Annotated in this window: 23 protein-coding genes; 18 read left to right on the forward strand and 5 right to left on the reverse strand. The window is 68.7% G+C overall.

The features are described 5' to 3' along the window. Positions 1-11: 11 nt before the first annotated feature. From C5E06_RS14910 to C5E06_RS14935, 6 genes are all read left to right on the forward strand, one after another. Positions 12-407, forward strand: coding sequence for a DUF6379 domain-containing protein (locus C5E06_RS14910; RefSeq protein ID WP_104239787.1), 396 nt, complete (start codon positions 12-14; stop codon positions 405-407). Then, complete coding sequence (locus tag C5E06_RS14915) at positions 404-1507, forward strand: sugar phosphate isomerase/epimerase (RefSeq protein ID WP_104239786.1); 1104 nt, start codon at positions 404-406, stop codon at positions 1505-1507. The genes C5E06_RS14910 and C5E06_RS14915 overlap by 4 nt, the downstream gene beginning before the upstream one ends. Positions 1508-1532: 25 nt before the next feature. Further along, a complete protein-coding gene (locus C5E06_RS14920; protein WP_104239785.1) occupies positions 1533-2576 on the forward strand; it encodes a sugar phosphate isomerase/epimerase in 1044 nt (347 codons plus the stop codon). Between the two features lie 17 nt (positions 2577-2593). After that, positions 2594-2992 (forward strand): DUF6379 domain-containing protein, encoded by a 399-nt coding sequence (locus tag C5E06_RS14925; protein WP_104307422.1) that lies wholly within the window; start codon positions 2594-2596, stop codon positions 2990-2992. Beyond that, entirely contained in the window at positions 2989-4143 is a 1155-nt protein-coding gene (locus tag C5E06_RS14930) for a Gfo/Idh/MocA family protein (protein ID WP_104307423.1), read from the forward strand. Before C5E06_RS14925 ends, C5E06_RS14930 begins: the two co-directional genes overlap by 4 nt. A gap of 66 nt (positions 4144-4209) precedes the next feature. Next, positions 4210-5220, forward strand: a complete 1011-nt coding sequence (locus C5E06_RS14935) for a sugar phosphate isomerase/epimerase (protein WP_104307424.1) — start codon at positions 4210-4212, stop codon at positions 5218-5220. Between the two features lie 93 nt (positions 5221-5313). Here C5E06_RS14935 and C5E06_RS14940 read toward each other — a convergent pair whose 3' ends face one another. From C5E06_RS14940 to C5E06_RS14950, 3 genes are all read right to left on the reverse strand, one after another. Beyond that, entirely contained in the window at positions 5314-6330 is a 1017-nt protein-coding gene (locus tag C5E06_RS14940) for a TIM barrel protein (RefSeq protein WP_104307425.1), read from the reverse strand. Next, entirely contained in the window at positions 6327-6728 is a 402-nt protein-coding gene (locus C5E06_RS14945) for a hypothetical protein (protein WP_104307426.1), read from the reverse strand. The genes C5E06_RS14940 and C5E06_RS14945 overlap by 4 nt, the downstream gene beginning before the upstream one ends. Before the next feature lie 159 nt (positions 6729-6887). Beyond that, positions 6888-8165, reverse strand: a complete 1278-nt coding sequence (locus C5E06_RS14950; RefSeq protein ID WP_104307427.1) for an ROK family protein — start codon at positions 8163-8165, stop codon at positions 6888-6890. Between the two features lie 111 nt (positions 8166-8276). On the opposite strand from C5E06_RS14950, the gene C5E06_RS14955 reads away from it, so the two are divergent. From C5E06_RS14955 to C5E06_RS14970, 4 genes are all read left to right on the forward strand, one after another. Next, positions 8277-9314 carry a Gfo/Idh/MocA family protein gene (locus C5E06_RS14955; protein ID WP_104307428.1) on the forward strand — a complete coding sequence of 346 codons (1038 nt, stop codon included), beginning with the start codon at positions 8277-8279 and terminating at the stop codon, positions 9312-9314. Further along, positions 9311-10141: a hypothetical protein gene (locus C5E06_RS14960; RefSeq protein ID WP_146081398.1), complete on the forward strand. Its 831-nt coding sequence runs from the start codon at positions 9311-9313 to the stop codon at positions 10139-10141. The genes C5E06_RS14955 and C5E06_RS14960 overlap by 4 nt, the downstream gene beginning before the upstream one ends. 161 nt (positions 10142-10302) lie before the next feature. Then, a complete protein-coding gene (locus C5E06_RS14965; protein ID WP_104307430.1) occupies positions 10303-11805 on the forward strand; it encodes an MFS transporter in 1503 nt (500 codons plus the stop codon). A gap of 49 nt (positions 11806-11854) precedes the next feature. Then, the gene (locus tag C5E06_RS14970) at positions 11855-13435 is read left to right on the forward strand and encodes a GMC oxidoreductase (protein ID WP_104307431.1); all 1581 of its coding nucleotides are present in this window, start codon (positions 11855-11857) and stop codon (positions 13433-13435) included. A gap of 126 nt (positions 13436-13561) precedes the next feature. On the opposite strand, the gene C5E06_RS14975 is transcribed toward C5E06_RS14970, so the two are convergent. Next, a complete protein-coding gene (locus tag C5E06_RS14975) occupies positions 13562-13978 on the reverse strand; it encodes an ImmA/IrrE family metallo-endopeptidase (RefSeq protein ID WP_104307432.1) in 417 nt (138 codons plus the stop codon). Between the two features lie 29 nt (positions 13979-14007). After that, positions 14008-14403: a helix-turn-helix domain-containing protein gene (locus C5E06_RS14980; RefSeq protein ID WP_104307433.1), complete on the reverse strand. Its 396-nt coding sequence runs from the start codon at positions 14401-14403 to the stop codon at positions 14008-14010. 125 nt (positions 14404-14528) lie between these two features. Between C5E06_RS14980 and C5E06_RS14985 the strand changes: the two genes are divergently transcribed. The 8 genes from C5E06_RS14985 to C5E06_RS15020 all read left to right on the forward strand — a co-directional run bounded on the left by C5E06_RS14985 (position 14529) and on the right by C5E06_RS15020 (position 22016). Further along, a complete protein-coding gene (locus C5E06_RS14985) occupies positions 14529-14774 on the forward strand; it encodes a helix-turn-helix domain-containing protein (RefSeq protein ID WP_104307434.1) in 246 nt (81 codons plus the stop codon). A 221-nt stretch (positions 14775-14995) separates the two neighbouring features. After that, positions 14996-15697, forward strand: a complete 702-nt coding sequence (locus tag C5E06_RS14990) for a hypothetical protein (protein ID WP_104239771.1) — start codon at positions 14996-14998, stop codon at positions 15695-15697. Positions 15698-15749: 52 nt separating this feature from the next. Further along, positions 15750-16544: an N-acetylmuramoyl-L-alanine amidase gene (locus C5E06_RS14995; RefSeq protein ID WP_104239770.1), complete on the forward strand. Its 795-nt coding sequence runs from the start codon at positions 15750-15752 to the stop codon at positions 16542-16544. A 99-nt stretch (positions 16545-16643) separates the two neighbouring features. Beyond that, on the forward strand, positions 16644-17444 hold the full coding sequence (locus tag C5E06_RS15000) for an N-acetylmuramoyl-L-alanine amidase (protein WP_104307435.1): 801 nt from the start codon (positions 16644-16646) through the stop codon (positions 17442-17444). After that, positions 17441-17758: a hypothetical protein gene (locus tag C5E06_RS15005; protein WP_104239768.1), complete on the forward strand. Its 318-nt coding sequence runs from the start codon at positions 17441-17443 to the stop codon at positions 17756-17758. Before C5E06_RS15000 ends, C5E06_RS15005 begins: the two co-directional genes overlap by 4 nt. A 54-nt stretch (positions 17759-17812) precedes the next feature. Then, a complete protein-coding gene (locus C5E06_RS15010; RefSeq protein ID WP_104307436.1) occupies positions 17813-18067 on the forward strand; it encodes a holin in 255 nt (84 codons plus the stop codon). Between the two features lie 214 nt (positions 18068-18281). Beyond that, positions 18282-18899 carry a TetR/AcrR family transcriptional regulator gene (locus C5E06_RS15015; RefSeq protein WP_181063000.1) on the forward strand — a complete coding sequence of 206 codons (618 nt, stop codon included), beginning with the start codon at positions 18282-18284 and terminating at the stop codon, positions 18897-18899. Between the two features lie 93 nt (positions 18900-18992). After that, positions 18993-22016 (forward strand): aminotransferase, encoded by a 3024-nt coding sequence (locus C5E06_RS15020; RefSeq protein ID WP_104307438.1) that lies wholly within the window; start codon positions 18993-18995, stop codon positions 22014-22016. Positions 22017-22154: the final 138 nt, after the last annotated feature.

Here is a 22154-nt window from a genome sequence, read left to right on the forward strand (position 1 = left end):
AGGAGGCCACCATGATTCCTGATCGGATCATCGAGCAGGACACGCTCAAGACGAACGGCACACGCACCTCGGTGGAGGTGCGCCTGCCCTGGTACCGCTCGCTGCCCGCATCCTGCATCTCCGAGTTCGGCCTCTCGGTCGACGGCATCGCCGCCCCACTCGAGTCGCTGCGCTGGACCATGAACGGCAGGACCTACGCACCGGATGAGCTCGCCGGCGACACGAGCGAGTGGTGGTTCCCGACCGACTCGGTTGTCGTCGAAGGCGACATCCCCATCACGGCGGGAGACGGAGACCACACGGTCGACGTCGACCTGAAGCTCTACATCCCGTACATCATCACCGACCACGGGGTGCTCCGCATCGAAGAACACAACTCCAAGACGATGAAGGCGGTCTCCGCATGAGCAGCGAGCTCGGCACCCCCATCCAGGGGGTCACCCTCTACAGCTTCACCCGCGCGTTCCACGGGCGCGAGTACGACCTCGAAGGGCTCATCCGCAAGGTCGCGGCCGAGGGCTTCGGACCCGGCCTCGAGCTCATCGGGTTCTCGAGCATCCGAGGCTTCCCGAACATCACCGACGAGTTCGCCGGCTGGTTCTCCGACCTCGTCGAGGAGCTCGACCTGGTCCGCACCTCGCTCGCGGTCAACGCCGACATCGGCATCCACCGCGACCGCCTGCTTTCGCAGGACGAGCTCGTCGAGTACATGACGCGGCAGATCGAGGCGGCCGCCAAGCTCGGCTTCCCCGTCGCCCGCGTGCAGATCTCCATCACGCCGGACTCGATGGAGCAGCTCGCGCCGATCGCCGAGAAGCACGGCGTGACGCTGGCCCTCGAGGTGCACGCCGACCAGTACGCCTCGCACCCCCGCATCCTCGCGCTCCGCGACCGCTTCGAGCAGGTCGGGTCCCCGTACCTCGGCTTCACCGCCGACTGGGGCGCCACCACCAAGGCGTTCGCCCCGTCCGCCGTCGAGGCCTACCGCCGCCGCGGCGCCTCGGAGGAGCTGCTCGCCGAGCTCGTCGAGCTGTGGGATGGCTACTACGCGGAGGGTCCGCCAGCAGACCAGGGCGTGCACGGCAAGCGCTTCGGCTCCTTCATCGGCCTCGCCGCGAAGCACGGGCGCCCCGACTTCGGCATCGACTTCGCCATCAACGGCACCGGCCTCTTCGGCCCGGCCCGGGTCGAGGACTGGCTCGAGATCATGCCGTGGGTCAAGCACGTGCACGGCAAGTTCTTCGGCATCGACGAGCACGGGGAGGAGCCCTCGGTTCCCGTCCGCGAGCTCATCGCGCTGCTCGTCGAGCAGGGCTACTCCGGTGCCGTCTCGAGCGAGTACGAGGGCTGGCACTGGAACCACTGGCAGAGCCCGTTCGACATCATCCGCGCCGAGCACGCCGTCCAGCGCTCCGCGGCAGCGGATGCGGGCTCGCGCATGATCACCGACCCCGCTGAGGCGCGGCGCATCCTCGCCGCCCACCATGCACTGCCCGTACGCAGCTGACCGCCGCGACCAGAAGGAGAACACCATGACAGATGGCATCGCAGGAACGGGCATCAAGCTCGGCATCACCCTCTACTCGCTCACCTCTGAGTTCGCGGCCGGCCTCTACACGCCGGAGACGCTCGTCGAGGCCGTGCACAAGGAGGGCCTGGGCACCGGCGTCGAGTTCAACATCGCGCAGCTGCTGCGCACCTACCCGGACACCGACCACGAGTTCGTGAAGTTCTGGCGCGACACTCTCGAGCGCTACGAACTGGAGCCCAGCGCCGTCGGCACGAACCTCGACATGGGGCGCCGCAAGGATCGCGACATGACGCCGGACGAGGAGTACGAGTTCTTCGCCCGCCAGCTCGCAACGGCAAACGACTTCGGGTTCCGCACCGTCGTCATCCGCTCAGCAGGCAAGGAGCTGCTCGCGCGGCTCCTGCCGCTCGCAGAGAAGTACGACCAGCGTCTCGGTTACGAGATCCACGCCCCCTCCGGCCCGAACGCCCCGCAGATCCACGCGATCCGCGAGATGTACGAGGACCTCGGCAGCGACCGCCTCGGCTTCACCGCCGACTTCAGCTCGACGATGCACAGCCTCTCGCCGCGGCTGCTGCGCACCCTGAGCAGCATGGGCATGCCGGAGGAGTACTTCCCCGTCATGGACGAGATCTGGCGCCGCCCGCAGCCGATGCACGTGCGCAACCAGGCCTTCGAGGACTTCCTCACGGCCGAGAAGTTCGACTTCGCCCGCCTCGGCCCGTTCACGCGCCTCGCGTTCAACATGCACGGCCTCGTCGAGCCGGAGGAGTGGCTCGACATCATGCCGCAGATGTTCCACGTGCACGCGAAGTTCTACGACATCGATGAGCACGGCCAGGAGCCGGCCATGGACACGGCGCGCATCGTGCGCCAGTTCGTCAAGGGCGGCTACCAGGGCTACCTCTCCAGCGAGTGGGAGGGCCACGCGTTCGCCGACCTCGGCGAGAGCGACCCGGTCGAGCAGGTGCGTCAGCAGCACGCGCTCATGCGCCGCGCCATCGAAGAGACCGCGGCCGAGGCGAACAGCCTCACGGTCGCCTGAGGCTAGGGAACAGAAACATGGCAACACACAATTCGCTCTTCGCCGAGAAGGACGTCACCCGGCGCGAGGACGGCATCAGCGTCTCCGTGCAGATCCCCTGGTACCGCAGCCTCTGGCTGTCGGCCGTCGACAACGTCGAGGTCAACGTCAACGGGGTTTCCATCCCGAAGGAAAAGCTGCGCTTCGATCTCGCCGGACGCTCCTACACGATCGACGAGCTGCCCGAGCAGTCGGAGACCCTCTGGTTCCTCTCCGACCGGCCCGACATCGTCATCCAGCTGGATGAGGTGCCGGCCGCCGGCGACAAGCTCACGGTCGAGGTCGTGCTCACGATGCGACTCCTCTACATGCAGATCGCGCCGGGCCGCTACGTCACCAACCGCGTCCCCGTCGAGCGCGAAGTGGTCCTCGCATGACCCGGCCGTTGCGCGTGGCCATGATCGGCTACGGCTTCATGGGAGCCGCTCACTCGGTCGGCTGGCGGCAGGCGCCTCGCGTCTTCGGCCTGCCAGCCGAGGTCGAGATGGCGGTTGTGGTCGGGCGCAACGGCAACGCGGTCGCGGAGGCCGCGAAGCAGTGGGGCTGGCAGGAGTCGACCACCGACTGGCGTGAGGTCATCGGGCGAGACGACATCGACATCGTCGACATCGTCACGCCCGGTGACTCGCACGCCGAGATCGCCATCGCGGCGCTCGAGGCGGGCAAGCACGTCATCGTCGAGAAGCCGCTCTCCAACACGGTCGCCGAGGGCGAGGCGATGGCGGATGCTGCTGCGCGTGCAGCGGATCGCGGCGTGAGGTCGATGGTCGGCTTCACCTACCGCCGCGTGCCGGCCGTCACCCTGCTCCGCGACCTCATCGCCGAGGGCAGGATCGGGCGCGTCCACCGGGTGCGTGCCTCCTACCAGCAGGACTGGCTGGTCGACCCGGATGCACCGCTCTCGTGGCGCCTGCAGAAGGAGCTCGCGGGTTCGGGTGCGCTCGGCGACATCGGGGCGCACGCCATCGACCTCACGCAGTTCGTCACGGGCCAGAGCGTCGACCGGGTCTCCGGCACGATCGACACGATCATCGCCGAGCGTCCGCTCGCCGACGGCTCTGGCACTGGGGCGGTGACCGTCGACGACATCGCGATCTTCACCGGACGGCTCTCGGGCGGGGCGCTCGCCTCGTTCGACGCGAGCCGCTTCGCCACGGGCCGCAAGAACGCGCTCGCCATCGAGGTCTCCGGCGAGTTCGGCGCCCTCGCCTGGAACTTCGAGGACCTCAACTCGCTGCAGTACTACGACCGCACGGCGGACAGCCGGGCGCAGGGATTCGCGCAGGTCCTCGTGACCGAGCCCGAGCATCCGTACGTCTCAGCCTGGTGGCCGGCCGGTCACATGCTCGGCTACGAGCACGGCTTCACGCATCAGGTCGTCGACCTCGTCACCGCCATCGCAGACGGCACCCCGCTGCACTCGAGCTTCGAAGAGGGGCTCAGCGTGCAGCGTGTGCTCGACGCCGTCGAGCGCAGCTCGGCCGCGGAGAGCGCGTGGGTCGAGACCCGCTCCGCCGTCGCTGTCTGAGCAGCGCGGCCCAAGCATTCGAGAACGTTAGTTCAGCATTCGAGAACGTTAGTTAAGAGGAGAAGCATGTCTCGTCCTGTCACGTTGTTCACCGGTCAGTGGGCCGATCTGCCGTTCGAGGAGGTTGCTCGTCTTGCGGGGGAGTGGGGGTACGACGGCTTGGAGATCGCCTGCTGGGGTGATCACCTCGATCCGTGGCGGTGGGATGACGCCGAGTACGTCCAGGGCAAGCTCGACGTTCTCGAGCGCAATGGTCTCAAGGTGTGGACGATCTCGAATCATCTCAAGGGGCAGGTGGTGTGCGACGACCCGATCGATCAGCGCCATCGGGACATCGTGTCCGACCGGGTGTGGGGCGACGGGGAGCCGGAGGGGGTGCGGCAGCGGGCGGCGGAGGAGCTGAAGAACACGGCCCGCCTGGCCGCGGCGCTGGGTGTGAAGACGGTGACCGGTTTCACGGGCTCGTCGATTTGGAAGTACGTGGCGATGTTCCCTCCCGCGACGGAGGCGATGGTGGATGCGGGGTATCGGGACTTCGCGGATCGGTGGAACCCGATCTTGGATGTGTTCGAGGAGGTCGGGGTCCGGTTCGCGCACGAGGTGCACCCGTCGGAGATCGCGTATGACTACTGGACCACGAAGCGTGCGTTGGAGGCGATCGGGCATCGGGAGTCGTTCGGGTTGAACTGGGATCCCTCGCACATGGTGTGGCAGGACATCGACCCGGTGGGGTTCTTGTGGGACTTCCAGGACCGCATTTATCACGTGCATTGCAAGGACACGAAGAAGCGCCTCAGCAACGGCCGCAATGGGCGGTTGTCGTCGCACCTGCCGTGGGCGGATCCACGGCGGGGGTGGGACTTCATCTCGACCGGGCACGGGGACGTGCCGTGGGAGGACTGCTTCCGCATGCTGAACGCGATCGGCTACGAGGGTCCGCTGTCGGTGGAGTGGGAGGACGCGGGTATGGACCGTCTCGTGGGCGCCCCTGAGGCGTTGGGGTTCGTGCGCAAGCTGTCCACGTATCGTCCGTCGGAGGCGGCGTTCGACTCGGCCTTCTCCACGAAGCAGGACTAAGCAGCCCCTGCCCGGCCACAAGAGTGCGGCAGGTGCATGCTCCCCGGAACGGGAGCCTGCATCTGCCGCACTTCTCTGCGCGGGCAGGGCAGTTCAGGCAGTCACCGGCGTGGAGGCGCCTTCCGAGATGGCCTCGCGGGCGAGGGCCAGGTGGGCGCGGGTCGCCTGCTCCGGCGTGAGCGAGTCGATCCACTCGTGGCCGCCCCACTCGCTGCAGAGCGTGCCCGTGAATCCGACGGTGGCAAGCTCGGCGGAGATCTCGCGGATGGGGTTCGAGATGCGGCCGCCGGTGTCGTCGAGGTCCCAGAACTTCAGGTGCACGCCGCCGACGAGGGGCAGGATCTCGCGCAGCTCGCGCGCGTCCGAACGCCCGAAGCGGATGACGAGGTTCATGAACAGGGTGTGCACCGGCGGCGGTACGGTCCCGCCGCGAAGCGCGGCCTGGACGGCGTCGAGCGTCGCCGGGTTCCGCCAGTCGTGCTCGAGCGCGTCCACGAGCGACGCATCCACCCCGCCAGCACGCAGCCTCGCGAGGTAGCTCGGCGGAAGCGACGGCATGAGCATGCTGATGTCGAGGAGGAGGCGGATGCTCGTGTCGTCGACCGCCGCGACGGCCTCGACGGCCGCCGCATTCTGCGGCTTGTCGAGCGACTGCTGGCCCTGCAGCTCCTCGTAGAGCGCGAGGCCGTGCTCGTGCAGGCGGGGGAGGAGGCGCTCGAGGAGGGCGGGGCCCGCCTGTCCCAGCGGAAGCCGGATGCCCTCCGCGCCGAGCCGCGCGGCTGCCCGAAGCTGGGGGAGCAGGAACTCGTAGCGCTCGTCCTCGGACCGGCGTGTGGTGGCCGTGAGCCAGTCGTCGAGGCTCGCGCCGACGATGCTCACCGAGGTGCCCGTGGCGTCGAGGGCGGAGCGGATGCTGGAGGTCTCCGCATCCGACGGATCAGGGAATGTGCGCCACGTCTGGGCGGCCTCCAGCTCGATGACGTTCGCGACGCCGGATGCCCCGATAGAGGCCGCGATCTCTGGGGAGGTGCGGTCGGCGACCATGAGCTCGGGCGACCAGTTGAACGCCGAGGCGGCGAGCGTCCATCCCTCGGGCAGCTGCGCGCTCACGCGGGGCTCCCGACGGCTTCGAGTGGCAGGTCGCGGGATGCGCGCGGCGGTGCCAGCGGCGCGTCCAGTTCCAGGCGCCGGGCGGTGGCGAAGGGCAGGATGAGCGGCTGGTTCGGACCTGCGCCCATATTGGGGATGAGGAGCTTGAAGCCCACGAGCACCTCGTGCTGGCCGGGCTCGAGCCGCACGTTCGAGTGCACGACGATGCGGTCCTGCACGAACCACCACGTGGGGCTGGGCGCCAGCTCGGGGAGCGGTGCGCTCTGTCCGTCGATCGTGACGCGCAGCTCGTGGAGGCTGGCGAGGGGGAGGGAGCGGATCCAGGGCAGGGAGACTCGCAGCGAGAAGCCATCGCCATCGCTGCGGAGGGCGTCGTCGAGCAGGATCGCGAGGCTCACGGGCGTGCTCCCCGGCGGTCGGGGCTGCGCGGGTCGATTCTGGGCATGACACTCCTTTGTGACGGCCGATACCAGCTTTAGGAGTGAACCTACAGGCTTATGTCGAAAATCGGAAGAAGTAACAGAGGTACCAGGTGTGCTCGCAGTGGCGCGCTGGTGTCAGCGACCGAGGGCGAGCCCTGCGATCGTGGGGCGCCCGTCCGCGAACCAGCGCGTGAACGTCTCCTCGAAGAGCTGCTCGCGCACCATCGCGGCACCCCCGCGCAGTGGCTCGCGGACGTCGTTCGCTGAGACCACGATGTTGAGGTCGCGGGTCGCGAGTGGGAGCGAGTGCTCGTAGACGCGCTGCCGGACCTCGGCGAGGAAGATCTCGCCGGCCGAGGCGAGGGCGCCGCCGACGACGATGACCTTCGGGTTGAACATGTTGACGAGCGCGGAGATCGACTCGCCGATGATCTTCGCCGAGCGCTGCGCGAGCTGGATCGCCAGCGCGTCGCCGTCTTCGGCGCACAGTGCGATGAGCTCCGGGTTGAGCTCCTCGCCCTCCTTCGAGCGTCGCGCGAGGAGCCCGTCGTCACCGGCTTCGATCGCGAGTTGGGCATCCCGAACGAGGGCCCATCCGCCAGCCTCCGCCTCGAGGCAGCCGATCTTCCCGCAACGGCACTGCGAGGTCGACCCGAACACCTTCACGTGCCCGATGTCTCCCGCCGCGCCGTTCGCGCCACGGTGGATGCGCCCCCGCGAGACGAGGCCGGCGCCGATTCCCGAGCCGACCTTGACGTAGATGAGATCGACCGACGGGACCTGGCGGTTGGTGCGTTCGTTGAGCGCAAGCAGGTTGGCGTCGTTGTCCACCCAGACGGGCGCGTCGAAGCGCTGCTCGAAGCGGCGGCGGATGTCGAAGCCGTTCCACCCGGGCATGATGGGTGGTGCAACGGGCCTGCCGGACTCGAAGTCGACGGGGCCAGGGACACCGACTGCGATGCCCCAGACGGGGAGCTCGCTGCCTCGGCTCTGGGTGTCTGCGGCGAGGAGCTCTTCGACGAGCCCGAGAGCCGCGTCGAGGGTTGCGGCTGGCCCGCGCGAGATCTCCCAGTCGAGGTGCGCTTGTGCGATGACATCGCCTTCGAGCTGTGCGAGGCCGACGTGGATGTGGAGCGCGCCGAGGGCGCAGACGACGATGAGTCCGTTCTCTCCTCGGAAGCGCAGTGTGCGTGGGGCTCGCCCTCCTGAGGAGGGGCCGACGTCGCCCTCTTCCAGGTAGCCCATGCTGATGGCCTGCTCGACGCGCTGGGTGACGACGCCACGGCCGAGGCCGGTGACGGTGCCGATCTGCGGGCGGGTCAGTGCCTCGCCCATGCGCACGAGGTTGACGACTCGGAGAAGGCTCGTGACCTCATCGGTCTGGGCACCGAAGCGCAACGTTGACTCTCTCATGGCCGAACTGTACCCAATATGTCGACCTTGCGCCGCAGGGAACGCCCAGATACGTTCGTGCACAGCAAACTTTTGCATCAAACATACAAAAGCGCACAAGGAAGTGGTCGCATGTGGTCAGTCGGCGTCATCGGGGCCGGGCCGGGCGTCTCCGCGCTCCACCTCCCCACGCTCGCGCGTCTCCCCGAGCTGTTCCGGGTCGTCCACATCGCGGACTCGGGGAGCGGCCGTGCGGACGAGCTCGCTCGGCGCATCGGCGCGCGCAGCAGCTCCGGCGTCGGCGAGGTGTTCCAGGACGAACGGGTGCAGCTGGCCCTGATCTGCTCGCCGCCGGCCGAGCACGCGAGTCACGTGCGTGCCGCGCTCGATGCGGGGGTCGCGGGCATCCTGTGTGAGAAGCCGCTCGCGACGACCGTCGCCGAGGCCGAAGCACTGGTCGTCGCCTGCCGGGATCGGGGAGTGGCGCTGCTCATCGGCACCAACCACCTCTATGACCCCGGCTGGGTGCAGGCGCGACGGCTCATCGGTGAGCTGCGGGCGCCCGTCGACAGCGTGCGGGTCACGCTGTCGCTCCCGCCGAACGGGCAGTACCACCGGCTCGTCACCGAGTTCGCCGAGGGTGGCGGGTCTCCAGTTCGACATCCCCCGTCTGGACTGCCCGCACACGTGCAGGCCGGCATCGTGCGGCAGCTCGTCGCCGGCCTCGCGGTGCATGACCTGCCCGCCATCCGCGATCTCGTGCCGGGGTTCGATGGCGTCGACTTCGCTCGCTTCGTCGCACCGCTCGGCTATGCCGTCGGGTACCGAGCGGGCCGCGCCCGAGTGCAACTCGGTGCCGTCATGCGCGCAGAGGGGGCGGATGCTCGCTGGCGTCTCACGGTCTCGGCGGGGGAGTCGCGCGTCGACGTCGACTTCCCGCCGGCGTTTGTGCACGACGGTGCGGCGAGTGTCAGTGTTCGCGGGCCGGAAGGCGGGGTGGCGGTGCCCCCGAGGTCACAGCTCGACGGCTACGAGGCGGAGTGGCTGGCGCTTGCCGAGCTGCTCTCGGGTGAGGCGCCGCTCGAGTACGAGGAGCAGCTCGAGGACACGCGCTACGCCATCGTGCTCGCCGAGGCAGTCGCCGCCCACATCGAGGGGGCTTCGTCGTGAGTCCTCGAATTCCGGTCCTGGTGTCGAGTGCGCCGGGCGCGCGAGGGGCGGACGGTGACCGGCTCGCGCCCTATCGCGTCGCGGTTGCCGAGCTGCCGCTGAGTGCGCAGCTCTCCTCGACTGCGACCGGCGCGGTCGTCGTGATCGACGCTCGCGGTTCCGGGGGCTGGCTGTGCGCGGTCGAGGCGGCGCTGGCCGACGGCGCCCGGGGCGTGGTCGTCGACGAGGCCGTCGTGCCCGACGCCGGTCGCCGCGATCGGCTGCCAGCAGGTGGCGCGCACGTTCTGGCCGCGCGCTGCTTCCTCCCGAGGGATCTGGTGGAAGCGGCTCGGGCGCTCGTGGCCCCGTCCGGGTCGAAGGCTGTCCTCGTCACGGTCGAGGCTGGCGGTCCGTCCTCGAGCGGGGTGCTGCGGGACGCGCTCGGCTGGGCGCGTGTGCTGACCGGTGGGGGCGAGCTCGGGCTGGGATCCGTGTTTCCGGAGAACGAGAGTGGCCCGACCGTGTCCCTTCTGCTCGAATCGCACGATGGCATCCCCGTCCTCTTCTCCTGGGCCCCGGCCGCGGGGGTGCCGTGGCTGCGAGTCTCGGCGCTCGGCGCGGTCGAGGTCGAGGTTGCCATCGATCCCGGGGCTGGGGTCGCACGCCTCACGAGCCGCTCCGCGGAGGGGGAGCGAGTCGTCCGGGAGGCGTTCGAGGGTCGTGCCCGTCGGGAGCTGCGGTGGGCGCTCGAGGCGCCGCGTGCATCCGACTGGCCCGACGAGCTGTCGCGCCTGCTCGAGGATCTCGAGCTGAGTTGGCAGATCGAACGCGGGTGCTCGTCGGCGTGACGCCCGCAATTGCCGCTCGTGCGCACTCTTTAGTTGATTTTAGACATAAGCCTCGGTAGGCTGACCTCGACGCAGGGGTTCCACGAACCCGTCACCGGCCGCGACGCAGCGACCGGAGGCACACCATGTCGCGTAGATCGTCCGATCGTTCGGGCCCTTTTATGCCACTCTCACCGGCGAGACTCCGCCTCCTTGTTGCTTCCCTCCTCACCGTCTCCTTCCTGGGCGCGCTCGACCACACGGTCGTGTCGACCTCGCTCGCGACCATCGCCGGTGACCTCGGCGCGCTCGACCAGATGGGCTGGGTCGTCGTCAGCTACACGCTCGCGAGCACCGTCCTCCTGCCCGTGCTCGGCAAGCTCGGCGACATCGTCGGCCCCCGAGCGGTCTTCCTGACCTCCCTCGTGCTCTTCCTGCTCGCCTCGCTCGCCTGCGGCTTCGCGCCGAACATGGGCCTGCTCATCGTCGCCCGCGTCTTCCAGGGGATGAGCTCGGCCGGCCTGCAGCTCATGTCGCAGACGATCATCGCCCAGGTCACGAGCCCGAGGGCCCGGCCCAAGTACATGGCCGTCATCGGAGCCGCGTTCCCTGTCGCCATCCTCATCGGCCCGTTGCTCGGCGGCCTCATCGCCGACAACTGGGGCTGGCAGTGGGTGTTCTGGGTGAACCTCCCCGTCGGCGTCGCCGCGCTGATCTTCGCGCTCGTCGCGATCCCGAGCATCCCCCGCACGTCCGCCCCGCGCTTCGACGTGCTCGGCTCGCTCGCCTTCACGATCGCGCTCGTCGCGCTCGTGCTCGGCGTGAGCTGGGTCTCCGACGCGGAACTCCTTACGTCGGCGCTCTCGGCCTTCGGCGTCGCCCTGGCGTCGTTCGCGCTCTTCTTCTGGGCGGAGGTGCGCGCCGAGAACCCGGTCGTGCCCCTGCACATCTTCAAGAACCGCACCGTCGCGGCAGGCACGGCACTCTCCGCCATCATCGGCGTCGGCCTCTTCTCCATCACCGCCTACCTGCCCACCTACGTGCAGATGGCCTACAGCACCACGGCGACCGTCTCCGGGCTCGTGCCCATCGCGACCGTCATGGGGATGCTCGTGAGCAACCTCCTCACGGGCTTCCTCGCCAGCCGATCGGGTCGTTACCGCGTCTACCCGATCGTCGGCACCGCCCTCGGGGCGGTGGGCCTGCTCATCATGGCAACGCTCCCCGTCGGGCTCCCGCTCTGGGTGCCCATGGTCGTCATGTTCGGCGTCGGACTCGGCACGGGCTCCTTCATGAGCCTCATCGTCGCCGTCGTGCAGAGCGCCGCCCCCAAGAACGCGACGGGCGCCGTCACCGCGAGCGTCAACATCGTCCGCCAGGTCGGCTCCACCGTGACGACCGCCATCATCGGCGGCGTCATCGGCGCCGGTGTCGCGGCGCTGCTCCCCATCGGCTTCGACGCCGCCAACCTCACCCCGCAGCTCGTGCACGCGAGCGACCCCGCCTTCCAGGCGACCGTCGCGGAGATCTACCGCGACGTGTTCGCGCCCATCTTCATCGGCCTCTCGATCGCCTACGCCGTCGGCTTCGTCGCGGCGCTGCTGCTGCCGCCCGGCCGCCTGTCCAACGAGACGGGGAGCATCCCCGTCGTCGAACCGCAGAGCCTCCCGGCGTCGCGCGCCTGACCGCGTCCGCCGCATCCACTCACCAGCCGCTCTTCCAAGGAGGAAGCACATGACCACCAATCCAGTCGTCGCGATCGTCGGCAGCGGACCCATCGGGGCCGCCTACGCGCGGACCCTCCTCGAGCAGAACCCAGACGTGCGCGTCACCATGTTCGAGGCGGGCCCCCAGCTCACCGACATCCCAGGCGAGAGCGTGCGCAACATCGCCGACCCCGCCGAGAAGGAGCGCGCCCGCGAGCGGTCGCAGGGGCCGCAGGCCGGCGACTTCCGCGACTCACTGGGCATTCCGAGATCGGCCGTTGTGGAGGGGATGTTCACGGCCCGCCAGGGCACGCACCTCCTCGACTTCGGCGGCGAGGGGTCGGCCCACACGGACACGTTCCCCGCGGCGGCCGCGTCGACCAACGTCGGCGGCATGGGCGCGCACTGGACCTGCGCGACCCCGGCCCCCGAGTTCAGCGAACGCGTCGACTTCATCGAGAGCGGCGAGTGGGATGACCTGCTCGCGAACGCAGAGCGGCTGCTGCACGTGCAGTCCGCCGCGTTCGCCGACTCCGGCGTCGGCGGCGCCATCCGCTCGATCCTCTCCGAGGAGTTCGCCGCCGAGCTGCCGGAGGGCTTCGGCCCTGGCACGCTCCCCGTGGCGGGAGACGCGCAGCCCGACGGCACTGTCCGCTGGGCCGGCGCCGACGTCGTCTTCGGGCCGCTCGTCGAAGCGGGCAACCCCCTCGCCGAGCGCTTCGAGCTGCGCGACCTCCACCTCGTGCGCCGCGTCGAGCGCGACGGCGATGGAGCAGACGCCCGCGTCACGGGCGTCACCGTCGAAGACCTCCGCACCGGAGCGACGAGCTTCTTCCCCGCGGACGCCGTGGTCGTCGCGGCCGACGCGTTCCGCTCCCCGCAGCTCCTCTGGGCATCCGGCATCCGCCCGGCAGCTCTCGGCCGCTACCTCACCGAGCACCCCGTCGTCATCTCGACGGTCGCCCTCGACCCCGCCGGCATGAGCCGCTTTGCCACCGACGCCGACCTCGAGGAGGAGCTCGCCCGCCGCGCCCTCAACCCGGCTGACCCCGTGGGTGCCGTCAACCGCATCCCCTTCTCCGAGCCAGACCACCCTTTCTCCCTGCAGGTCATGTACGCCGAGAACCCGCCGTTCCCGCTCGACCCCGCGCACCCCCACGCCGGCAACCGCTGGGGCTACGTCAACATGGGGTACGGCATGCGCAAGCACCCGCGCGTCGAAGACGGCATCACGTTCCACGACGACGAGCTCGACTACCGCGGCTTCCCCAACATGACCGTCGAGTACGCGCTCACCGACGTCGAGAAGGCGGAGATCGCCGACGGCGAGGCGCACCTGCGCCGGGCCGGGGAGGCGCTCGGCACGTTCATCGCCGAGCCGCGCCTCCTCCCCAACGGCTCGAGCCTCCACTACCAGGGCACGATGCGCGCCGGCGCGAACGACGACGGCACCACCGTCGCCGACCCGTACTCGCGCGTCTGGGGCATCGACAACCTCTACGTCGGCGGCAACGCCCTCATCCCGACCGCGACGACCATGAACCCCACCCTCATGAGCGTCGCCATCGCGGTCCGCGGAGCCAGGAAGCTCGCGGAAGAACTGGCGTAGCGCGAAACTCCAGGAGAGGCTCGGAATGGGCTTCTCGGTTCCGGATGGGTTCTTCCTCATCCCGAACCGAGAAGCCCATTTTCGTTGGGAGCGGATGCTCCTCTGGAGGCAGGGCCGGCTCGTGGCCTAGCCAGCGAGCTCGGCCTCGCCGGTGGCGGCGTCGTGGCGAGCGTGGCGTCGCGAAGCGTAGAGATCTGCTGCGGTGACGAGGAGTCGCGGTGTGACCTGCAGATCGACGCACCACTGCCCCGGATCAGGCGACTGAGCGGCGACGGCCCGGAAGTCCTCGATGCTGATGAGCCTCCGAGCCGCCCACCGGTCCGCCTGCCGTTCTGCCTTCGGGGTCGAGGAGTCGTGGCCGAGCACGGCGTGAGCGATCTCGTGCGCGAGAACAGAGCGCTCGATGAAGAACGGCAGTGAGTCGAGGATCAGGATCGTGGTCTGCTTCGGGTACCAGCGCCCGAGGTCCCCACCGAGCTCACGGCAGAACTGAACGCTGATTCCCAGATCACGTGCGCACTCGAATGGCTCCCAGTTGGTCATGTGTCCATCGTGCGACGGGCCACCGACATTCAGACCAGGTCGTCGTCGAGGTCTCCGCCGATGTCGGTGCTGTGCGCCGCGAATGGCTGTACTGAGACGGGTTCGCTGCCCGCGCGTTTCGTGCGCCGCGCAGACGCCTCGGCCAGGGGGGTGACTGTGGCTGTAGGGGCGCCCATGGCTGCGGTGAGTCGTCGGTGGGCGTTCTCGACGAGTTGCGCTGGGTCGACGCCGACGATCTCGCTGGCTTCGTAGAGCACCGCGAGGGGAATGGCCACGTGGCCGTTGAGCCACCGGCTGAAGGCCGCAGGGGAGCGCTTCATGGTGGTCGCAACGTGCGTTGCGCTCATTCCTCGCTCGACGATGGCGCCCTTGAGTGCGAGTCCCACATAGGTCGTGAACGTCTCCGCTCGCTGCTGCATGTTCATAAGGGCAGTCTATGTCCCCAAATCAGCAACAGCAATGCTCGATCCGGTAACACCTGTGGCTTGTGCATGTTCGTTTGGGTATGTAGATTGTTCATATGAGCAACGACGGACCAAGGGGGTGTGCAGTGAGAGTCAAGAAGACGATCGACCAGACCGGTCGATCCAGGAGATTCGTGGCCGAGCAGGTTGGGATCCCGTACTCGACCATCAACAGGAAACTCGCGTTCGGCGCCCACTTCGGTCTTCGGGAGCTCCTGCTCCTCGCGGAAGCACTCGGCATCTCGCCCAGTCAGTTCATGACCGATGACGACCCGGTCAGTCCGATGCTGACTCCGCACCACAGCGGCGCCGGCCGAAGCTCCACCGGGTAGCTCGAGCACCAGCGACGCGGAGAGCCCCAGCGGTGTGCGAGTCACCGCCGTCGCACTGATCCTCATGGATCACGTCCACGCAGAGCAGGGTGAAGCGTCACCTCTCGCGTGCATCCGTTCGCATTCTGCGAACTGATTCCGGGCACTCGTGCCCGTCCCGTCGATCGACCGAACGGGCTGATCGGCATACCCGTCTATTCCCATGCCCAAAGGAGGCATCAATGGATATTTCCACCCTCGTCAGTGTCGAGGGGCACCTGTTCACCAGAGATCTCGCACGCCGAGTCCGCTGGGTCGCAGCACAGGTCCGCTCGAGGGGGTTCACCCTCAAGATCACCGAGGGCTACCGCCCCGTCGGTGTCCCAGCTGACCAATACGTCCTCGTCGAGTCCAAGACCTCGACGGGCGGCTCCAACCAGTGGTTCCAGTGGGGTCGCATGAACCGCGGGGAGACGCCGGAAGCGGCGTACCCCGGCACTTCACCACACGGTCGCGGCGAAGCCGTCGACTGGGACACCAACAACATGGCCGTCCGCTCCGAGTACATGCGCCTCGCCGGACTCGGCCAGACCATCGCATCCGAATCATGGCATGCCGCAATCGTCGGCCCGCCTCTCGTCAACATTCCCGAAGAAGGGGGATTCCTCATGGCACTTACCGATGCCGAACAGAACAAGCTCAAGTCCGACGTGGTCGCGATCAAGAAGATCACCGGGTTCCGACTCCTGCGCAATGAGCAGACCGGGGAGACCTACGCGGTCAATCCGATCGCGGGAGGCTACTGGCACATCCCGAGTCCCGCCGCCCTCAGCTCGCTGAACATGCTCGGGATCATCCCCGGAGCGGACGCGATCGAGACGGTCCACAAGGACAACCTCGCCTGGATGTTCTCCGTCTACCGCGAACTCGGCACCCCCGAGTGACCCGCAGCTACCAGCGGGCGCACCGCTCGCGGAAGAGAGAGGAGCGCCGCGTATGACCTTCTCGAAGCTCACGACCTCGACTTCCGGCAACGGCAACCAGTTCAACGCCCGCTCGCGGGCCGTCGACCACTTCGTCGTGCACCATGCGGCCGACTCATCGCTCGCCAACGTGCTCGCGATGATGTCGTCCGGCTCGCGACAGGTCAGCGCGAACTACGTCGTGAAAGACGCCCAGATCGTCGGTGTCGTCCCCGAGGAGCACCGGGCCTGGTCGCTCGGCAGCGACGAGTGGGATGGGCGCTCGATCACCGTCGAGACCTGCAACTCGGCAACCGGGGACGCATCCGGCTGGCCGATCTCGGAGGCCTCGTATCAATCACTCGCACGACTGATCGCCGACTGCGCGACCAGGTACGGGTTCCCCATAAACCGCAACACCGTCATCGGGCACAAGGAGGTGTACACGCGCCACGGCGCCTCGTACGCCACCGCGTGCCCCGGTGGCATCAACCTCGACCGACTCGTCAACCTGGCGATCGGCATCCAGCAGAACAACAACGGAGGATTCCTCATGGCACTGACCGACGCAGAACAGAACAAGCTCAAGGCCGATGTGGCCGCGATCAAGAAGATCACGGGGTTCCGGCTCCTGAAGAACGAGCAGACCGGTGCTATCTACGCGGTCAACCCGATCGCGGGAGGCTACTGGCACGTTCCGAGCCCCGCAGCTCTCAACTCGCTCAACATCCTCGGGATCATCCCAGGGCAGGACGCGATCGAGACCGTCCACAAGGACAACCTCGCGTGGATGTTCTCCGTCTACCGCGAGCTCGGCACCGCTGAGTAGTTCGACGGAACTCGTGGGGGCCGGGGCGCCGCAATCGCCCCGGCCCCCACGGGCCTTCGCCCGCGTCACTGGGCAGAGCCCAACGATCGAGAGCGTTCAATGACCTTCTCAGAACTCACCACGAATAGCTCACCGCACGCCGATCAGCTCGGCCCCAGACGCGTGCAGGTCGACCGGTTCGTCGTGCACCACGCTGCAACCGAGTCACTTTCCGCTGTGCTCAGCATGATGGGCACCAGATCGCGCGAAGTGAGCTCGAACTACGTGATCAAAGATCAGCAGATCGTCGGCGTCGTGCCCGAAGAACTCCGCGCGTGGTCGCTGGCGAGCCCTGAGTGGGATGCCAGGGCAATCACCGTGGAGGTGTGCAACGAACGCACGGGGGACGCGAGTGGCTGGCCGATCTCTGAGGCGAGCTACACGTCGTTGGCATCGCTGGTCGCGGACTGCGCGCAGCGCTTCGGCTTCCCCATCGATCGTGTCGCTGTGCTCGGCCATCGAGAAGTCTTCCAGAGGCACGGCGGCTCCTACGCGACTGTCTGCCCCGGAGGTATCGACCTCGATCGAGTTGTGGAGCTCGCGAAGATCCACGCCGCGGGCGGATCAAATGAGAGCGAAGGGGGCAGAGGCAACGCAGAACAGGACAAGGAAATGTGGATAGCAGAAGTGCCCGAACTCGGGCGCCAGTACATCGTCACCGCGAACTTCGTGAGGTGGACGGGGAGCCCCGAGGCCGTATCCGGCATCGTCAAGCTGACCGGCCGCCCGATCGTGAGGTTGGGATTCGCTGAGTTCTTCGCGATGTGGCAGGAGATCAACGCAGGCAATGCCGACGACAGTGCGCTGAGCGGCGAGCGCGAACTGCTCGAGCTCGCGGCGCAGATCCGAGGCATCAGATGATCGGCTGGGTTGGGCCAGAGGCTGCTATCGCCATAGCGGCGGGCTTCACTGCGGTCGGTGCCATCTTCGGGCATGCGACGGCCGGGCGGTCAGCGCGCAGGGCGGACGCCCAGGACCTCGTCGACCAACTTCAGGAAGAGCTCGCCAGCTACCGCGAGCAGCAGGCCGCCATCCGTGCATCCGATGTCGAGCGCCTCAACAGGCTCGATACCTACGTGGACGGGTACCGCACGCACGCCCATGAGCTGCGCGCCCACATTTGGGACGGCAAGGAGCCGCCCCCTCCGGTGTGGCCGTCTCACCTGCCGAAGTGAGGCGAGGCCACCTCTGCCGGGGCCGCAACATCTCAAAGATCTAAAGGGAGCATCATGTTGAAATACTGGTCCATCAGTTTCCTGGACTACGCCGGAGAACGCGCGTTGAAGACGATCATCCAAGCGTTGTTCGCCGCTGGGGTCCTCGGGGAAGCGTTCCTCGGCCTTGACTGGGCAGCGGTCGCGTCCATAAGTGCAGGAATGTTCGTCGCCTCTGTCCTGACCAGCGTCCTGTTCTATCGGGGCGATGGTTCGGACAACCCGGACGACACGAGCGTTGGCCCGGCGAGTCACGACCGCGCTGCGTGATTCACGGATGCTGGGCTCCGCGCGCCGCCGGCGAGGGTGGTCCGCTCGTGGAACCGGCAGGAGATAAACGTACACCGTTCGTTTTATGGCACTAGAGTGGGAAAACGCAGGATCCGGGCTGCGGAACGAATCCGTTCTGCGAGCTCTCGGCGTGAGCGGCAGCAGCGGGCCCCGGAACCGGCCGCTGAGCCTCGACGCAGCGAAAGGCGGAGACATGGGGCGACCCACAACGAGCATCCTGACGAAAGACGGCATCGTCGACGCTGCCGTGCGCCTCATCGACCGGGAGGGCTCCGAGGCAGTGAGCATGCGCCGCATCGCGTCGCACTTCGGCGTCGCCCCCTCGTCGCTCTACAACCACATCGGCTCGCGCCTCGAGCTCATCGAGGAGGTGCGCACGCGCATCTGCGGCCGCATCGACGGCGAGGCATTCGACCGGCTGCCGTGGGAGGACGCCGTCCTCGTCTGGGCGCACTCCTACCGCGACGCGTTCGCCGCGCATCCGCGCAGCATTCCCCTCCTCATGTCGTCGCAGGTGCGCTCTCCCGCGATCCTCCGCGTGCACGAGAGCTTCACGAGGGGCGCGCTCGCCGCGGGCTGGCCCGAGGAGGAGATCGTGCGGATGCTCACGGCCTACGAGTCGTTCATCCTCGGCTCGGTGCTCGACATGTCTGGCCCGAGCGTGCTCTTCGACCCGAGCGGTCAGGAGACCGAGGTGCCCGCCTTCGCCTCCGCCGTCGCGCGCGTGACCAAGGAGGGGCTCGACGACCCCGTCGCCGGCCCGGCCTTCGAGCTCGGGCTCGCCGCACTCGTGCGCGGCCTGGCGCGGTGAAGACCTCCGTCACGCGCGGCGGCGCCCGCATCCATCCACTCGCACTGCACTGATCTGACCGCTCGCCGGTCGCCGACTCGAAGAGGAGTAGCCATGCTCGAATCCCACGTAGGTCCTTCATCGTTCTCTGAGGGCCTGCCGCGCCCGAACATCGCCATCGACGAGGTTCGGCGCCTCGCAGCTGAGCTCTACGGGGTCTCCGGTGAGGTGCGCGAGCTCGGCAGTCAGCAGGACCGCAACTTCCTCTTCACCGAGCCAGCCTCGCCCGCGCAGCCCGCCGGCCGTCGGGTGCTCTTCAAGGTCAGCAACCGGGCGGTGCGCCGCGACGAGATCGAGGCGCAGAACGAGGCTATGCGGCGCATGCACGCCGCGGGCCACCCGTCGCCAGCCCCCGTCGCCAGCCTCGCCGGCCTCGACATCGAGACGGCCGACGTCGACGGCGCGCCCCACAGCATCCGCCTGCTGACCTTCGTCGACGGCACGCCGCTCATCGATTTCGAGCACTTCTCGGCGGCGACCATCCGAGCCATGGGCACGCTCGTCGGCCAGGTCGTCCAGGCGCTCGACGGTTTCGAGCATCCCGGCCTCGAGCGCGAGCTCCAGTGGGACCTTCGCGTCGGCGAGCGGCTGGTCGACGAGCTCATCGGCCACGTGACCGACCCCGAGCGGCAGGCGCTTGTCCTCGCCGCGCTCGAGGCGACCGCCGCGGCGCTGGCGCCGCTGAAGGACGAGCTGCCTCTGCAGGCCATCCACGGCGATCTCACCGACGACAACCTCGTCGCGACCTCCGGCGTGCTCGGCCGCCCCGAGCTCTCCGGCATCATCGACTTCGGCGATGTGGGCACCGGATGGCGCGTCGCCGAGCTGGCCGTGGCCTGCACGGCCGTGTTCCATCACGACCCCGCGCGACCACTCGCGGTGCTGCCACTCATCCGCGCCTTCGACGCGGTCGTGCCCCTCACCGACGCCGAGATCGACGCGCTCTGGCCGCTCATCGTGCTCCGCGGCGCGGCGCTCGTCGTCAGCGGGCTGCAGCAGGTCTCCATCGACGAGGGCAACGACTACGCCGAGGCAGCCCTCGAACGGGAATGGACGATCTTCGCCGTCCCTGCGGCCCTGGATGCGCGGGCCGCGACGGCCGCCATCCGCCGCGCCCTCGGCCGCGAGGCCGCAGCCGGCCCCAGCTCCTCGTCTGACGGCGGCGCCACGCTCCTCGACGCGGACCTCGCCCGCCGCGCCCGCGTCATCACCCTCGACCACACGAGCACGGCGCTGCGCGACGGCTCCTGGCTCGGGGAAGAAGGAGCCGAGGCGGAAGCGCAGCTGCTCCTGCTCGCCGCCCGCAGCGGCGGAGTCGCAGCGACCCGCTTCGGGGAAGCCCGCCTCACGCGCTCGCTCGGCGTCTCCCACGATGCGCCCGTCAACGTCGCGACTGGGGTGGAGCTGTACAGCGCGAGCGACCTCGCGCTCACGGCGCCCTTCAGCGGGCTCGTCTCCGCGGCGGAGGGCCACGTCACCATCTCCGACGGCGCGCGCACTCTCGTCATCGCGGGAGCCCGCGGGCTCACGGAAGCGCGAGCATTGGACGGCGAGAGCGCCTCCGCGCCCACTCGACTCGAGTCCGGCGAGCCGTTCGCCGAGATCGCGGGCTGGGCGCAGGTCACGCTCCAGGCGGGCGAGGTCTCCGCACTGGATGCCGCCGCCGCGCCCCTGCCACGCTTCGTGACGGCCGAAGAGTTCCCGGCCTGGCTCGCCGTCCTCGGCGACCCGAGCGAGCTCATCGGGCTCGCTCCGAGCAGCGTCGGCGGGGCCGGGGCCGACGAGACGCTCCGCGCGCGACTCGACGCCTACGCGCCGCTGCAGGGCCACTACTACGCGCATCCGCCGCAGATCGAGCGCGGCTGGCGCGAGATGCTCATCGACACCGACGGCCGCCACTACCTCGACATGGTCAACAACGTGACGGCGCTCGGTCACGGGCATCCCGTGCTCGCCGACACGGTGGCACAGCAGTGGCGCATGCTCAACACCAACTCGCGGTTCAACTACGCGTCGGTCGCCGAGTTCAGCGAGCGCCTCCTCGAGACGCTCCCGGACAGCTTCGACACCGTGCTGCTCGTCAACAGCGGCACCGAGGCCGTCGACCTCGCGCTGCGGCTGACGAAGGCCTACACGGGCCGCGACGACGTGGCCTGCGTCGAGGAGTCGTACCACGGCTGGTCCTACGCTTCGGATGCGGTCTCGACTTCCACCTCCGACAACCCCCTCGCCGCCGAACTCCGCGCCCCCTGGGTGCACGCCTTCGACGCCCCGAACGCGTACCGCGGCACCCACCGCGGAGCGGACGCCGGCGAGCGCTATGCGGCCGACGCGATCGCCGAGATCGAGCGCCTCGCCGCGGCCGGCACCCCCATCGGCACGTTCATCGCCGAGCCCCGCAACGGCAACGCTGGCGCCATCGAGGTGCCCGCCGGCTACCTCGCCGCGGTCTACGACGCCGTACGCGCCGGCGGGGGCGCCGTCATCGCCGACGAGGTCCAGGTCGGCTATGGACGCCAGGGCGACGTGTTCTGGGGCTTCGAGCAGCACGCGGGGCCGGGCGGCGATCCGATCGTTCCCGACGTCGTGACGGTCGCGAAGGCCATGGGCAACGGGCATCCACTCGGTGCCGTCATCACGCGCTCCGAGATCGCGCAGGCCCTCGCCGACCAGGGCACCTTTTTCTCGTCGGCCGGCGGTTCGACGCTGAGCGCGAAGCTCGGCGTGACCGTGCTCGACATCATGCGCGACGACCGCCTGCAGGAGAACGCGCACGAGGTCGGCGGCTACCTCCGGGAGCAGCTGGTGGCGCTCGCCGAACGGCAGCCGCTCATCGGCGCGCTGCACGGGCGGGGGCTCTACCAGGGCATCGAGCTCGTGCGCGACCGCGAGACCCTCGAGCCCGCCACGTCCGAGACGCAGGCGCTCTGCGACCGGATGCTCGCGCTCGGCGTCATCGTGCAGCCAACGGGCGACCGCGGGAACGTGCTCAAGGTGAAGCCCCCGCTCTGCTTCACGAAGGAGAGCGCGGACAGGTTCGTGGCGACGCTCGACGAGGTCCTCACGCGCGGCCTCTAGCCGCGGCGACTGCCCCGCCAGGGCGATCACTGCCCGCCGAAGTGCCCTCCACGCCGCCTTCGGAGCGGCACTTCGGCTGGCAGCGATTCCGGCGAGGTGTTCCGGAGCGGCGCTTCGGCGGGCAGCGCTTGGCGGTAG

It is taken from the genome of Pseudoclavibacter sp. RFBI5, from assembly GCF_002931395.1.
Taxonomy (GTDB): Bacteria; Actinomycetota; Actinomycetes; order Actinomycetales; family Microbacteriaceae; genus Pseudoclavibacter.

Bases quoted from the DNA above. Each gene is read 5' to 3' on its own strand.
- C5E06_RS14995 (WP_104239770.1), top strand. From the start codon at position 15,750: ATGACCTTCTCGAAGCTCACGACCTCGACTTCCGGCAACGGCAACCAG.
- C5E06_RS14925 (WP_104307422.1), top strand. From the start codon at position 2,594: ATGGCAACACACAATTCGCTCTTCGCCGAGAAGGACGTCACCCGGCGC.
- C5E06_RS14965 (WP_104307430.1), top strand. From the start codon at position 10,303: ATGCCACTCTCACCGGCGAGACTCCGCCTCCTTGTTGCTTCCCTCCTC.
- C5E06_RS14915 (WP_104239786.1), top strand. From the start codon at position 404: ATGAGCAGCGAGCTCGGCACCCCCATCCAGGGGGTCACCCTCTACAGC.
- C5E06_RS15000 (WP_104307435.1), top strand. From the start codon at position 16,644: ATGACCTTCTCAGAACTCACCACGAATAGCTCACCGCACGCCGATCAG.
- C5E06_RS15020 (WP_104307438.1), top strand. From the start codon at position 18,993: ATGCTCGAATCCCACGTAGGTCCTTCATCGTTCTCTGAGGGCCTGCCG.
- C5E06_RS14990 (WP_104239771.1), top strand. From the start codon at position 14,996: ATGGATATTTCCACCCTCGTCAGTGTCGAGGGGCACCTGTTCACCAGA.
- C5E06_RS14935 (WP_104307424.1), top strand. From the start codon at position 4,210: ATGTCTCGTCCTGTCACGTTGTTCACCGGTCAGTGGGCCGATCTGCCG.
- C5E06_RS14970 (WP_104307431.1), top strand. From the start codon at position 11,855: ATGACCACCAATCCAGTCGTCGCGATCGTCGGCAGCGGACCCATCGGG.
- C5E06_RS14975 (WP_104307432.1), bottom strand. From the start codon at position 13,978: ATGACCAACTGGGAGCCATTCGAGTGCGCACGTGATCTGGGAATCAGC.
- C5E06_RS14930 (WP_104307423.1), top strand. From the start codon at position 2,989: ATGACCCGGCCGTTGCGCGTGGCCATGATCGGCTACGGCTTCATGGGA.
- C5E06_RS14980 (WP_104307433.1), bottom strand. From the start codon at position 14,403: ATGAACATGCAGCAGCGAGCGGAGACGTTCACGACCTATGTGGGACTC.
- C5E06_RS15005 (WP_104239768.1), top strand. From the start codon at position 17,441: ATGATCGGCTGGGTTGGGCCAGAGGCTGCTATCGCCATAGCGGCGGGC.
- C5E06_RS14920 (WP_104239785.1), top strand. From the start codon at position 1,533: ATGACAGATGGCATCGCAGGAACGGGCATCAAGCTCGGCATCACCCTC.
- C5E06_RS15015 (WP_181063000.1), top strand. From the start codon at position 18,282: ATGGGGCGACCCACAACGAGCATCCTGACGAAAGACGGCATCGTCGAC.
- C5E06_RS14950 (WP_104307427.1), bottom strand. From the start codon at position 8,165: ATGAGAGAGTCAACGTTGCGCTTCGGTGCCCAGACCGATGAGGTCACG.
- C5E06_RS14955 (WP_104307428.1), top strand. From the start codon at position 8,277: ATGTGGTCAGTCGGCGTCATCGGGGCCGGGCCGGGCGTCTCCGCGCTC.
- C5E06_RS15010 (WP_104307436.1), top strand. From the start codon at position 17,813: ATGTTGAAATACTGGTCCATCAGTTTCCTGGACTACGCCGGAGAACGC.
- C5E06_RS14910 (WP_104239787.1), top strand. From the start codon at position 12: ATGATTCCTGATCGGATCATCGAGCAGGACACGCTCAAGACGAACGGC.